The organism is Alcanivorax sp. DG881 (assembly GCF_000155615.1).
Classification (GTDB): Bacteria; Pseudomonadota; Gammaproteobacteria; order Pseudomonadales; family Alcanivoracaceae; genus Alcanivorax.
This window is the reverse complement of the sequence record NZ_DS989915.1, coordinates 2775484-2787998: the sequence shown is the minus strand read 5'-3', so window position 1 is coordinate 2787998 and position 12515 is coordinate 2775484. Positions and strand designations below refer to the sequence as shown.

At 58.4% G+C, this 12515-nt stretch carries 12 protein-coding genes and 1 pseudogene; 9 read left to right on the top strand and 4 right to left on the bottom strand.

Annotated elements, in window-relative coordinates; all coding sequences use genetic code 11:
* Positions 1-110: 110 nt before the first annotated feature.
* A pseudogene (locus ADG881_RS17775) lies at positions 111-344 on the top strand (urea ABC transporter permease subunit UrtC); the annotation flags it as partial.
* A gap of 27 nt (positions 345-371) precedes the next feature.
* Here the strand turns inward: ADG881_RS17775 and ADG881_RS12610 are convergent.
* Positions 372-1256 carry a metal-dependent hydrolase gene (locus ADG881_RS12610; RefSeq protein ID WP_039926746.1) on the bottom strand — a complete coding sequence of 295 codons (885 nt, stop codon included), beginning with the start codon at positions 1254-1256 and terminating at the stop codon, positions 372-374.
* Between the two features lie 175 nt (positions 1257-1431).
* On the opposite strand from ADG881_RS12610, the gene ADG881_RS12605 reads away from it, so the two are divergent.
* The 3 genes from ADG881_RS12605 to ADG881_RS12595 all read left to right on the top strand — a co-directional run bounded on the left by ADG881_RS12605 (position 1432) and on the right by ADG881_RS12595 (position 4433).
* Entirely contained in the window at positions 1432-2433 is a 1002-nt protein-coding gene (locus tag ADG881_RS12605) for an AraC family transcriptional regulator (RefSeq protein WP_156790417.1), read from the top strand.
* Positions 2434-2503: 70 nt separating this feature from the next.
* Positions 2504-3379 carry an AEC family transporter gene (locus ADG881_RS12600; RefSeq protein ID WP_007150378.1) on the top strand — a complete coding sequence of 292 codons (876 nt, stop codon included), beginning with the start codon at positions 2504-2506 and terminating at the stop codon, positions 3377-3379.
* Between the two features lie 139 nt (positions 3380-3518).
* On the top strand, positions 3519-4433 hold the full coding sequence (locus ADG881_RS12595; RefSeq protein ID WP_007151325.1) for a bile acid:sodium symporter family protein: 915 nt from the start codon (positions 3519-3521) through the stop codon (positions 4431-4433).
* 23 nt (positions 4434-4456) lie between these two features.
* Here the strand turns inward: ADG881_RS12595 and pdxH are convergent, their stop codons facing one another.
* Positions 4457-5086 (bottom strand): pyridoxamine 5'-phosphate oxidase, encoded by a 630-nt coding sequence (gene pdxH, locus ADG881_RS12590; protein WP_007151299.1) that lies wholly within the window; start codon positions 5084-5086, stop codon positions 4457-4459.
* 92 nt (positions 5087-5178) lie between these two features.
* Between pdxH and ADG881_RS12585 the strand changes: the two genes are divergently transcribed.
* Entirely contained in the window at positions 5179-5742 is a 564-nt protein-coding gene (locus ADG881_RS12585; RefSeq protein ID WP_007151579.1) for a gamma-glutamylcyclotransferase, read from the top strand.
* Here ADG881_RS12585 and ADG881_RS12580 read toward each other — a convergent pair.
* On the bottom strand, positions 5739-6158 hold the full coding sequence (locus ADG881_RS12580; protein ID WP_007148417.1) for a VOC family protein: 420 nt from the start codon (positions 6156-6158) through the stop codon (positions 5739-5741). The two genes, ADG881_RS12585 and ADG881_RS12580, sit on opposite strands and share 4 nt — an antisense overlap.
* Positions 6159-6250: 92 nt before the next feature.
* Here ADG881_RS12580 and ADG881_RS12575 point away from each other — a divergent pair, with 92 nt between their 5' ends.
* On the top strand, positions 6251-6823 hold the full coding sequence (locus ADG881_RS12575; protein WP_007149721.1) for a TetR/AcrR family transcriptional regulator: 573 nt from the start codon (positions 6251-6253) through the stop codon (positions 6821-6823).
* A 21-nt stretch (positions 6824-6844) separates the two neighbouring features.
* Complete coding sequence (locus ADG881_RS12570) at positions 6845-7285, top strand: YchJ family protein (protein ID WP_007151005.1); 441 nt, start codon at positions 6845-6847, stop codon at positions 7283-7285.
* Positions 7286-7389: 104 nt separating this feature from the next.
* Here ADG881_RS12570 and ADG881_RS12565 read toward each other — a convergent pair whose 3' ends face one another.
* Positions 7390-8871, bottom strand: a complete 1482-nt coding sequence (locus ADG881_RS12565; protein ID WP_007149706.1) for an NAD(P)/FAD-dependent oxidoreductase — start codon at positions 8869-8871, stop codon at positions 7390-7392.
* Between the two features lie 274 nt (positions 8872-9145).
* On the opposite strand from ADG881_RS12565, the gene ADG881_RS17845 reads away from it, so the two are divergent.
* Together ADG881_RS17845 and ADG881_RS12555 are read left to right on the top strand one after the other, a co-directional pair.
* On the top strand, positions 9146-10567 hold the full coding sequence (locus ADG881_RS17845) for a fatty acid desaturase (RefSeq protein ID WP_039926743.1): 1422 nt from the start codon (positions 9146-9148) through the stop codon (positions 10565-10567).
* A 637-nt stretch (positions 10568-11204) separates the two neighbouring features.
* Positions 11205-12434, top strand: a complete 1230-nt coding sequence (locus ADG881_RS12555) for a trans-acting enoyl reductase family protein (protein ID WP_007149633.1) — start codon at positions 11205-11207, stop codon at positions 12432-12434.
* The last annotated feature ends 81 nt before the right edge of the window (positions 12435-12515 follow it).

Below are 12515 nucleotides of genomic sequence, written 5' to 3'. Positions count from 1 at the left end.
GGCCGGCGCGGTCCTGGCCAAGATTGTCGTACTGGTCTTCATCATCCTGTTTATCCAGCGCAAACCGCGGGGCCTGTTCCCGCAACGTGGCCGGGCGGCGGAGGAATAACATGCGAGATTCAACATTCAAAAGCGCCTTTAATGACCGCACGGCAAAAACCTTTATGGGCGTGCTGTTCGGCGCCACCCTGCTGGTAACGGTGCTCAACCAATTGTTCCCTGCCGACTCTGCCCTCCATGTGAGCGCCTATACCGTCACCCTGCTGGGCAAATACCTGTGTTATGCCCTGCTGGCACTGGCACTGGACCTGGTGTGGGGCTACTGCGGCATTCTCAGCCTCGGCCCACCCTACACAGAAAAACGATACCGTTCATCCTGGGTTGCCCCATACATCCAGCAATTCTCCATGCTCACCGAACAGTTTTTCCCGCCACACTTTTTCCAATGCCGCGGTGTCACGCTGGCCAGGGTGAAAATCACGCGCGAAATACTCCGGCATTAACGGCATGATCTTTGTGATAAAGCCTTTTTTTCCCAACAACAGCGACAGCCCTTCCGCGATATCTTTCCAGTCTGCTGCCTTGCCTTCCCGAGCCACCATCCATGCCCAGCTGATCAGCAGCCCCGGCGTCAGGCTCCCCAGGACCAGCGGCAAGGCCAGCAGGCGCTGATACCAGCGGTTGCCAATCAGGTTGTAGACATCGTAAGTCACCGACTTATGCTCCAGTTCTTCCAGCGCATGCCATTCCCAGAGCGCCAGCAACTCCGGATCAGCCCGGCGGCGAAAATCCTCATCCGTAAGCAGCTGTTCCGCCAGTGACGCCGTAAAGTGCTCCATGAACGTGGTGCAGGCAAGTTGCTGACTGGCAGGCAAGCGAGACAACAACCACAACCCTGCCTTGACACTTTGTTCGGCAACGTGGGTATCAATGTTGCGTTCCTTGAGGAAAGCATTGAGGCGCTCATGTTCGCGGCTGTGAATTGCCTCCTGGCCGATAAAACCAGACACTTCAGCTTTCAGGCGCTGATCGGAAATCCGCCCCCGATAGCGGCGCACCGATTCCACAAAAAACATCTCTCCAGGCGGAAAGAACCCGGAAAGCACCGCAAAGTGCAGCGACGCCGTGGCGTTATTGCCGTACATGTAACGCGGGCTGTCCGCACGAAAGCGGAAATTAATTTGCCGGGGCGGAATCCCCACGGTTGCTCCCGCGAGACGGCGAACCTTGCTACCAAGCCGGGTTACAGCATTCATGACGACTCTCCCTGTTAAGGGTGCCCATCGGGCAGTAAACATATTGGAAGCTTTTATCGCTACCACCTTGCCATTGATCAATGGCAAGTTAAGCATGAACAGAGACAGTCTCTGGCCCCACGTGCCAACGGCCTGTTTTATTGTGAATTTGGCTCACTGCCTGACCAGGGTAATCATGACCGCATCCAGCCCCTACATACCCGGCCACTATCTGCTCCAGCTAATGGAGTCAGGGCTGTTGCCCACGGCCACGACGGAGCGGCTGGAGCATCATCTTGAGAAAACCGGTCTCGACCCACTGCAGCTCAGCGACGCACGGCTATCGCCACAATCTCTGGAAGCCTTGCTGAATGCCTGGCCGGAAATCCAGCCGCAACGCCTGGCTATTCAGTTCGGTCAACAAGTCACGCTGACCAGCCAGGGCAACCTGAGCCTGCTGATCATGACCGCGCCGACCCTGCGTGATGCCCTGAAACTCCATGCCTTCCTGCCTCTGCTGACCGACGCCGTCAGCCTGCAGTTTTACGAAACCTCGCAAACCGGACATATCCAGATCCAGCCTCACAGTGGCTCACCGCTGCTGGATGAAGTCCTGGTGCTGTACGGGTGTGCTGCACTGGAACAGCTTTCTACCCTGTTAACCGGCGCCAGCTTTGAACACCAGGTTCAGGTATCGCGACAATACCGCCATGCACTCGACGTCCTGAATGACAAACGGGCTGACAGCTGGACCGCCAAAGCGGTGGTATCCGGCATCACTTTCCCTGCATCCGCGCTGGATCTGAAATGCCTGTTCGCCGACAGCATTACCCATCAGCGACTGGTCAACCAATGCGAAGAACTGATGACGCGCAAACAGGCATTGCTGCCGCTGGTCTCGCGTATCCGTCAACTGCTTGGCCAGGGGCATGCCGAGCCGAATCAGGAGAGTGTTGCCCAGGCGCTGAACATGTCGCGCAGCACCCTGAAGCGTCACCTGGCCCGTGAAAACACACACTTCCAGGCGGTACTCACAAACATTCGCAAGGAAAATGCGGTACGCCTGCTACTTGGCACCACCCACTCCCTTGAGCACATCGCCGAACAGCTGGGCTACAGCGATCAAACCAACTTCAGTCATGCCTTCCGGCAATGGTCCGGGATGACCCCGGGCCGCTTTCGCAAACACAGCCAGTAAGCCAGCATAGACAGACCACGGCGCACCTTTCACACTGCGCACCCCATCACTGACCCGTGGATTGCCAATCATGCTGGCCACCCTCTGGACGATTATTGCTCCCGTGCTGCTGTGCGCAGGCCTGGGCTATGGCTGGGCGCGGGCCGGCAAGCCCTTCGATACCCAGATGGTCACTTCACTGGTCACCCTGGTCACCACTCCTTGCCTGATTGTCGCCACCATGGGCAAGACGACTCTGGACCTGCAGGCGCTCATGGAAGTGGCCGGTCTGGCAGTGGCGGTGCTGGCCACCACTTTCGTGGTCAGCGCGGTAATCCTGCGCCTCACCGGCCAGCCCTTCCGGGTGTTTCTGCCTTCACTGGTCTTTCCCAACACCGGCAACATGGGCATCCCGCTGTGCATGCTCGCGTTTGGTGAAGCCGGATTGGCGTTGTCGCTGGCCTGGATGATGCTTTATTCCGTGGCACACTTTTCCCTGGGGCTGGCCATCGTCAGTGGTCAGGGCTTTTCCCTGAAACTGTTCCGCCACCCGATTCTGATCTCCGTGTTTCTGGCAGTGGCCATGGTCGCTTTCCAGCTAAGCCTGCCTGAGTGGCTCTACAACACCGTCAGCCTGATCGGCGATCTGACCATTCCCTTGATGCTGATTACACTGGGGGTGTCCCTGTCGCAGCTGAAAGTGCGCCATCTGGGTAGCGCAGCCGGGTTTGCAGTCCTGCGTCTGGCCAGTGGCTTTGCGGTGGGATGGGGGCTGGTGACGGCACTGGACATCGACGGCCCGCTGCGCGGGGTGGTGCTGATCGAATCCACCATGCCGGTGGCGGTATTCAATTACCTGCTCGCCAAAGCCTATAACCGGGGCGCGGAAGAAGTCGCCGCCATGGTAGTGATTTCCACCTTGCTGGCGTTTTTGCTGCTGCCGTTTCTGCTGACGTTGGCGCTGTAGGAGAAGCAGCTGCGAGTGACGAGTGTCAAGTTGCGAAAATCCGCATTAAGCTTGTCGTTCCTGAATGCCGAAACGCGTTACTTGTGCCTCGTTGCCGACCCAACCACAACCCCGAACGCATAACAATAAAGGCCACATCATGATCCAGCGACTTACCCGACTCTTTCCACTCTGGGCGCTGCTGTTTTCCCTGTTGGCATATTGGCAGCCGCACTGGCTTGTCGGTGGCAAACCGGCCATTGTCCCACTGCTTATGCTAATCATGTTCGGCATGGGGCTGTCATTACGTTGGGAGGATTTTCGGCGGGTCTTCCAGCGGCCCGGTGTGATTGGACTGGGGGTGCTGTTGCAATACAGCTTGATGCCATTGATTGCCTGGGGCATTGGCATCGCCTTGCAATTGCCTCAGGAACTCCTTATCGGGCTGGTGCTGGTCGGTGCCTGCCCCGGTGGCACGGCGTCCAATGTGATTGCCTATCTGGCCCGCGCCAATGTGGCCCTGTCCGTGGCCATCACCTTTGCCTCCACCCTGGTGGCCGTGGTCGCCACGCCCTTGCTGACCTGGCTGTATCTGGGCGAGCGCATCCCGGTGCCGGTGACAGGCCTGTTGCTGTCACTGATTCAGATCGTGGTCATTCCGGTGGTTGCCGGCTGCACGCTGAATACCTTTCTGCACCGGCAGCTGACGCCGGCTCGGGCCGTTTTTCCGCTGGTTTCCGTCGCCGCCATCGTCATCGTCATCGGCATTATCGTGGCCCTGAACCAGGGCAACATTGCCGAAGCGGGCATGGCGGTGTTTATGGCGGTAATGCTGCACAACGCGCTGGGGCTGGTAGGCGGCTACGGCATCGCCCGATTACTGCGGCTTGATCCGCAAACCGCCCGCACCCTGGCCATTGAAGTGGGCATGCAGAATTCCGGGCTGGGCGTGGCACTGGCGATCAAACACTTCACCCCACTGGCCGCCCTGCCGGGGGCCCTGTTCAGTGTCTGGCACAACCTGTCCGGGTCGTTGCTTGCCTCATTCTGGCGGCGCAGCACGCCAGAACAGTAGGCGCGTCGCTGGCGGCGTGATGCTCAGGGCGCCAGGCGCTCATGACTCCAGCTGCCATCCGCCTGCCGGGTATAACGAAAACGGTCATGCAGGCGACTGGGGCGGCCATGCCAGAACTGGAGTTCTGTAGGGATGATCCTGTAGCCCCCCCACATTTGCGGGCGCGGCACCGGCGCCGAAGGAAATTCCTGCTCCAGTCGCTTCACTTCCTCTTCCAGCCACTCCCGGCTGGCGGGCTGACTCTGGGGGGAAATGGCCGCGCTCACCTGGCTGGCATAGGGGCGGGAGGCAAAATAACTGTCGGACTCTTCCCGATCGACTTTGTGCGCTTCGCCGATAACGATCATCTGGCGATCAAACGGCTGCCAGAACATGGTGAACGACACCTTCGGGTTGGCCGCAATTTCTTCCCCTTTGCGGCTGTCGTAGTGGGTAAAGAAGGTGAAACCGCCACCCTCGATACCTTTAAGCAACACCACCCGGGAAGAGGGCTGGCCGTCAGCGCTCACGGTGGCAAGCGTCATGGCATTGGGCAACGGCAATCCGGCTTCAATGGCTTCATCCACCCAGAGACGCGCCTGCTCCAGTGGATCGTCATGGAGGGAGACCTGGGTCAGCCCTTCAGCGTGATATTCTTCGCGCACATCTTTCATTATTTCCCCGGCTGGCTGTCATACTGAGCCGGCAGTATAACGCCCACACGCCAACAACCACGAACCTGGATCAAGGAGCAGGACGGTTAGCCATGCTCGACACCGCCGACGAAAATCGCCGCCGCCACGACCTGCACCCGGACCATCCGGTATGGCTGTTTGGATATGGCTCGCTGATCTACAAGGCCGACTTTCCCTATCTGGCACGACGCCCGGCGTCGATTACCGGCTGGGTCCGGCGTTTCTGGCAAGGCTCCCACGATCATCGCGGCACCCCGGACAAGCCGGGCCGGGTGGTCACCTTGATTGAATCCCCCGGCACGGTGTGTGCCGGCATGGCCTACCGCATCACGCCGGATGTGTTCGAGCATCTGGATCACCGCGAGAAAAACGGCTATCTGCGCGTCACCACCCCACTGACCTTTGCCGATGGCCAGCATGAACAGGGCCTGGTTTATATCGCTACCGCAGATAATGCCGCCTTTCTCGGCGAGGCCAGTGAACAGCAGATTGCCGATCATATAGCGGCCAGCCATGGCCCCAGCGGCAGCAACGCCGAGTACCTGCTGCAACTGGCCGAGGCACTACGACAACTCAACGTGGGCGATGAGCATGTGTTCCGCATAGAGCACTATCTGTTGGCCTCCGCAGGCTAACCCACGGTCTGCATGTATCGGTCCCAATAGCCGTCCTGTGGCGCAATCTGTTCGACCACATCCACCCACAAACCGGACGGGTCCCGCAACCCGAAGCGGTGTTGACCGAACGACTCCCTGGTGAGCGGGTACGCCACCGGCCCGCCGCCCCGGGTAAAGTGCTGGTGGGTTTGCACGATGTCATCCACCTCAATCTCCAGGCACACACCTTGCCCGCCGAAGCACTCAGGCCCAGGCGGCGCCGAGGGATGATCCGGGCTCATGAAGGCCACCACGCTGCCCTGCTGCTCATTGCCCAGCAGCACAAACCAGTCGCTGTCGAACAGCACATCCAGCCCGAAATGCCGCTGCCAGAAATCCCGGCAGGCTACCTTGTGGTCGGTGACCACGATGGGATAGCGGTCGCTGATTTTCATTTGATACCTCCTTGTTAAAAACAGACAGATAGTCTGCTTTGAGAAAATAAAAACAAACTGTTAGTCTGTTTGTCAACCAAAAGAGGAAAACCATGGCCACCAATGCACAGCGCCGCGCCCAGACCCGCGGCTGCCTGATCAATGCCGCCCGCCACCTGTTTGCCGAACAGGGCTATGCCGACACCAGCACCGAGACCATCCTGTCCGGCGCCGGCGTCACCCGGGGCGCCATGTATCACCATTTCCGTAACAAGGCGGAGCTTTTCGAAGCGGTCTGTGACCTGCTCAGCCAGGAGGCCATGGCCGCCATTGAGAAAGCCGTGGACGGCCAACGCGGCAGCCTGGCCACCCTCAAGGCCGGCAGCCTGGCCTGGGTGGATTTTATGGCCCGGGACAATGTGCGCCGCATCCTGGTGGTCGAAGCCCCCTCGGTACTGGGTCAGCAACGTTGGCGGGCCCTGGATGAGCGCTACAGTTTCCCGTTGTTGCGCGAAGGCATTCGCGAAGCCATGGCGGAAGGCGCCCTGCACTTTGCTGGTAGCGCCGAAGGGCTGGCGGAGCTACTCAACGGCGCCATGAATGCACTGGTACTGAATGACCCAAGGGGAGAGAATTTGCCCCAACGACGCCAGGACCTGCTGGCCCTGTTTGATCGCTTTTGTTGATCGCTTCCGCGGAGACACCCCATGACTGCCTGCCCCTGCCAGTCCGGCCTTGATTACGCCCACTGCTGCCAACCCCTGCATCAGGGCAAGCCAGCCGCTTCACCGGAAGCGCTGATGCGCTCGCGCTTTTGCGCCTTTGCCTTAAAAAATACCGATTACATTGCACAGAGCTGGCACCTGAGCCAACGCCCCGCCGGGCTGGATCAGGATGACGGCCAGCAGTGGCTGGCGCTGGAGATCATCGCCAGTGACGAAGACGGTGATACCGGCTGGGTACACTTTCGCGCCACCAGCAAGGACCGCCAGGGCCTGGCCGTACTGGAAGAACGCTCGCGGTTTGTGAAGGAAAACGGCCACTGGTATTACCTGGACGGCACACCCTCGGTGACAGCCTTAAAGCCCGGCAGAAATGATCCCTGCCCCTGTGGCAGCGGCAAGAAATTCAAGAAATGTTGCGGTTAAAACATACCGCTCTTTGGCACCCGGTGGCCTGACAGGGCTGAACGGTCAGGCCGGCGCTGAAACCGACACATCAACGAATGCGGCGGAGCTGCCAGATCCTCCGGTTACCGTGAAAACGCCAGAAAACCATCTTCCACCGGCTCCTCCAGCAACATGTGAGAATCATGGGCATAGTGGTTGGTGACTCTCCAGGGATGCCCCTGGCCCTGACGGGGAAGCAGATGGCTCGAGCGCTGCACATAACCAGACCCCAGCGCATCCATAATGGAATGGTCCTGTTGCGGCTGGGCGCATTCGGCCCGAGGCATGGCAACAGAAAGCCGGTTTTCTTTCAGGTAATTCAGCAACCGGCAGACATAGGCGGCAGCGATATCGGCTTTCAGTGTCCAGGACGCATTGGTATACCCGAACACCCACGCCATATTGGGCACCCCTTCCATCAGCACACCCTTGTAGGTCATGCGCTCACTCACATCCAGTGGCTCGCCGTTCAGTGACAATTGCATGCCGCCAAGCACCTGCAGGTTCAAGCCGGTGGCGGTAATGATGATATCCGCTTCCAGCTCCCGGCCGGATTTCAGCAAGATGCCGTTTTCCGTAAACGTTTCAATGTGGTCGGTCACCACGGACGCCTTGCCGTCGCGCAGGTCCTTGAACAGGTCCGCATCCGGCACCGCACACAGGCGCTCATCCCAGGGCATGTATGAAGGACTGAAATGGGCCATGTCCACGCCATCGCCCACATGCCTTTTGACATTGGACAGCAGCAGTTTGCGCATGAAATTCGGATACTTTTTTGACGCTTTATAAATCAGGCGCTGCAGCTTGATATTGCGCCACCGGGCCATGCCAAACACCCAGTCTGACGGCAGCACCGTATCCAGCATTTCGGATAATTTGTCATGGCCGGGAATGGAAAAAATATAGGAAGGGGAACGCTGCAGCATGGTGATATGAGCCGTCTCTTCCGCCATGGAGGGAACCAGTGTGACGGCAGTGGCACCACTGCCGATTACCACCACTTTCTTGTCCTTGTAATCAAGATCCTCCGGCCATTGCTGGGGGTGAACACAGCGTCCCTTGAAGCGATCCATACCCGGAAAATCAGGCAAATAGCCCTTGTCGTAATTGTAATAGCCGGTACACCCCATGAGAAAGCGGGCGGTAAAGGTTTGCGTCTCACCGGTTTCTTCCCGCAGCACGGTTACGGTCCAGCGTTGCTCGCTGTCCGACCAGTCGGCGGCAGTGGTTTTCAGGCCATAACGAATGTGTTCCGTTACCCCAAACTCCTCAGCGGTTTCACAGATATAGTTACGGATGGCCGGCCCATCCGCCAGCACCTTCAACTCATTCCAGGGGCGAAAACCGTAACCAAAACTGAACATGTCGGAATCCGAGCGAATCCCCGGGTAGCGAAATAAATCCCAGGTACCCCCCATTGCCTGGCGGCGCTCAAGAATCGCGAAACGTTGATCCGGGCAGTCCTTGCTCAGGTGGCAGGCAGCGCCAATACCGGACAGCCCCGCACCAATAATCAGCACATCAAGATCATTGCGGGTATTGTTAATTTCTTTTTGGTTCGCCATGAAATGCTCTCCCTGTTGAAATCAACGCAACGTATCAGCTACAGCCACCTGTTTACCTTCTCACCGCTTCAGTAGTCAGGCAACCGCCTTTTTCTCTCCACCGTCACCCGCTGTTTTCCCGAAAATCAGTATTCAAATGCAATTCCTTGCTTCTACCTTTTTCTTTTCAAAATCAAGGCCTGTCGCCTCGTTTCCAAGTTAATACAAAGCAATGCTTGGCCTCATATGGCCATAGGTATAGCGTGAAACGAGAAGCAGAATAAAAGGTGGCACCATGGCAGCACCCGAGCACACCGCTACACTGTCAAGCTGGCACGACGGGAAACGTTACCTTTGGTTACTGAGTCCCGCCATTCCGGTGCTTGCTGTTTCGTTTCTTCTCATTTACATGTTCCTCTGGTCCTGGCCGGGGTTGCTCTGGGGCGGGCCGGTATTGATCTATGTACTGATCCCCCTTGCCGACTGGGTTGTCGGTACCGACAACAACAACCCACCGGAATCCGCCGTGTCCCAACTGGAAGGGGACACCTATTACCGGCTCATCGTCTATGCCTATATCCCCACCCAGTACCTGGCTACCGTGCTTGGCGCCTGGCTGGTAGCCAGCGGCAATGTGCCCCTGTGGGGGCTGGTCGGTCTGGTGTTCAGCGTGGGGGCGGTGAATGGCATTGCCATCAATACCGCCCACGAACTGGGCCACAAAAAAACCCGAGCCGAACGCTGGCTGGCCAAGGTGACGTTGGCACCGGTGGCCTACGGGCATTTTTTTGTGGAGCACAACAAAGGGCACCACAAAAATGTGGCGACACCCGACGATCCCGCCAGCTCACGCATGGGGGAATCCTTCTGGGCGTTTTTACCACGCACCATGATCGGCAGCGTGCGATCCGCCTGGCAGATTGAGGCGCAACGCCTGCAACGCTGTGACCAGCCGCGCTGGTCCCTGAACAATGAAAACCTGCAGGGCTGGTTGATGACTGTGGGGCTTTTCGGCCTGCTGACGTTGTGGCTGGGCTGGATCGTTTTGCCCTTTCTGCTGTTGCAGGCTTTTTATGGTGCTTCCCTGCTGGAAGTCATCAACTACATGGAACATTACGGCTTGCGACGCCAGAAAAAAGCCGACGGGCGTTACGAACGTTGCGAGCCCCGGCATTCCTGGAACAGCAATCACATTGTCACCAACCTTTTCCTGTATCAGCTGCAGCGTCATTCCGATCACCACGCCAATCCGACACGGCGCTTCCAGGCCCTGCGCCATTTCGATGACAGCCCGCAATTACCCTCTGGCTATGCCTCCATGCTGGTCCCTGCTTACCTGCCTTTTGTTTGGTACCAGAAGATGGACCCATTGGTGGTTGAGCATTACAAGGGCGACCTGACACAGGCCAACTTGCAGCCAGGAAAGCGCGAGGCGCTACTGGAGAAATGGCAACGCCCAGTGGTGAGTTATCGTAGCGCGGATTCTGAACCGGACGTCCAACAGAGCGACATTGAGGCGGCACGGCAAGCGGAACAGGAAATAGAAACCACCCACCAGTTTCAATGCCCCAACTGTAGCTACACCTATGACGAACGCCATGGCGATGAAAAAGAAGGGTTCCCGGCTGGCACCCGCTGGTTACAAATCCCTGATGACTGGCCCTGCCCGGACTGTGCCGTGCGAGAAAAAATCGATTTCGTCCTCAAGCAACACTGACGGACTCCCTCCGGCAACTCCCCCCCTGTAGCCGGAGGGCTTTTTTTAGGTTCATCGCGGATTAGAGTGAATAACACGCTTCTCGCCATCTGCCCGGTTTATCCCGAATACCCGGCACTTTGCCAAACGCTCGACGGCGGCTGCCTGACGTAAACCTCCATAGCCTGAGAGGCTATCGTTATTCCGGCCTCTCTTTTGAGAGGTATTTTGAGGAATTGTCAGGGCCATCATTGATGGCAATAATCGGGTAATGCTCTTTGCACAGAGAGTATGGAGGGCAAGATTTTCAGGTTTTGAATGCAAGCGTCCGTCGTCGGGCATCCGGCGTCCAGCGTCGGCCAAGGCGGGATAATGAGACAAGTTCTGAAGCCGGCTGATCACTCAATTCCGCGATGAACCTTTTTTGGCTTACCGCGAATCCCCCCACACGTGACCAAACGCTCGGCGCCGGCGGCCTGAGGTCACGCTTCAGGCTACGCCGAATACGCAAGGGGGTATTCAGCGGCTCCCTACCTTTTTACCCCTGCACACGACCAATCTCACCGGTTACGTATTCGCCCCCCAATAGCTTAGGATACGGACACAGTCAGACTTTCCATTGCGCTGATCCATTTCGCTGATTCTTCAAGGAGTCTCCATGAGCGATTCACAATTTGATGTGGTGGTTTTCGGTGCCACCAGTTTCGTTGGCCAGATTCTCTGCCAGTACCTCTTTGACACCTACGGGACCGATGGTGAATTAAAGTGGGCCGCCGCCGGGCGCTCCCAGGATAAACTGGAGCAAGTCAAAGCCTCACTGGGCGACGCCGCCAGCGCCCTGCCCCTGATCACCGCCAATGCCAACGACGCCGACAGTCTGGATGCCCTGTGCGCCCAGACCCGCGTGGTGGTTTCAACGGTGGGGCCTTACGCGCTGTATGGCGAACCGATGATCAAGGCCTGCGTTAACAGCGGCACGGATTACTGCGATCTCACCGGTGAAGCCCAGTGGATTGCCGACATGCTTGAGCAATACGAAGCTACCGCCAAGAAGAACGGCGCACGCATCGTGCATTGCTGCGGCTTTGACTCCATTCCCTCCGACATGGGCGTCTACTTTCTCCAGCAGCAAGCCCAGGCCCGCTTCAACGCGCCGGCCAGCACTGTGCGCATGCGCGTCAAAGTGGCCAAGGGTGGCGTTTCCGGCGGCACCGTGGCCAGCATGATGAATATTGCAGAAGAAGCCGGCAAAGACCCGGCATTGCGCAAGAAGCTCGCCAACCCTTACCTGCTTTGCCCGCCGGATCACGGCTTCAAGAGCCGCCAGACCAGCATTGGCCTTGCCAGTTACGATGACGACTTCAACGCCTGGGTTGGCCCCTTCGTGATGGATGCCATCAACAGCCGTGTTGTCCATCGCTCCAACGCCTTGACCGGCCAGGCCTACACCGACCACTTCACCTATAACGAAGCCATGCTCACCGGTGATGGTATGGGCGGGCGCATGAAAGCACTGGGTATCGGTGCCGGCACCGGCCTGTTCTTTGCCGCTGCGGCGATCAAGCCCACCCGCTGGGCGCTGAACAAATTCGTGGTGCCACAGCCCGGCGAAGGCCCGAGCCCGGAAGCGCAGAAAGCCGGCTTCTACGACATCCGCTTTGTCGGCCACACCGACAATAAGGAAACCCTGAAAGTGAAAGTCACCGGTGATGCCGACCCCGGTTACGGCTCCACCGCCAAGCTGCTGGGCCAGGCGGCGGCCTGTCTGGCACAGGATGTGGTGGAAGACGCCCCCGGCGGCTTCTGGACCACCGCCTCCCTGCTCGGCGAGCCGTTACTGAAACGACTGCAGGAAAACGCCGGCATGACCTTTACCGTGATCGATTAAGCCCTCTCCCGGCCTGTGACCTCGTTCACAGGCCGGGCCAATTTTCAGCGGCAACGGATGCCAGCCTCAACGGCAATCCGT

What these genes read in the sequence shown, in the direction of transcription:
- pdxH (WP_007151299.1), bottom strand. Translation starts at nt 5,086, where the DNA reads ATGAAAGATGTGCGCGAAGAATATCACGCTGAAGGGCTGACCCAGGTC.
- ADG881_RS12575 (WP_007149721.1), top strand. Translation starts at nt 6,251, where the DNA reads ATGGCCACCAATGCACAGCGCCGCGCCCAGACCCGCGGCTGCCTGATC.
- ADG881_RS12600 (WP_007150378.1), top strand. Translation starts at nt 2,504, where the DNA reads ATGCTGGCCACCCTCTGGACGATTATTGCTCCCGTGCTGCTGTGCGCA.
- ADG881_RS12595 (WP_007151325.1), top strand. Translation starts at nt 3,519, where the DNA reads ATGATCCAGCGACTTACCCGACTCTTTCCACTCTGGGCGCTGCTGTTT.
- ADG881_RS12555 (WP_007149633.1), top strand. Translation starts at nt 11,205, where the DNA reads ATGAGCGATTCACAATTTGATGTGGTGGTTTTCGGTGCCACCAGTTTC.
- ADG881_RS12605 (WP_156790417.1), top strand. Translation starts at nt 1,432, where the DNA reads ATGACCGCATCCAGCCCCTACATACCCGGCCACTATCTGCTCCAGCTA.
- ADG881_RS12570 (WP_007151005.1), top strand. Translation starts at nt 6,845, where the DNA reads ATGACTGCCTGCCCCTGCCAGTCCGGCCTTGATTACGCCCACTGCTGC.
- ADG881_RS12580 (WP_007148417.1), bottom strand. Translation starts at nt 6,158, where the DNA reads ATGAAAATCAGCGACCGCTATCCCATCGTGGTCACCGACCACAAGGTA.
- ADG881_RS17845 (WP_039926743.1), top strand. Translation starts at nt 9,146, where the DNA reads ATGGCAGCACCCGAGCACACCGCTACACTGTCAAGCTGGCACGACGGG.
- ADG881_RS12610 (WP_039926746.1), bottom strand. Translation starts at nt 1,256, where the DNA reads ATGAATGCTGTAACCCGGCTTGGTAGCAAGGTTCGCCGTCTCGCGGGA.
- ADG881_RS12565 (WP_007149706.1), bottom strand. Translation starts at nt 8,871, where the DNA reads ATGGCGAACCAAAAAGAAATTAACAATACCCGCAATGATCTTGATGTG.
- ADG881_RS12585 (WP_007151579.1), top strand. Translation starts at nt 5,179, where the DNA reads ATGCTCGACACCGCCGACGAAAATCGCCGCCGCCACGACCTGCACCCG.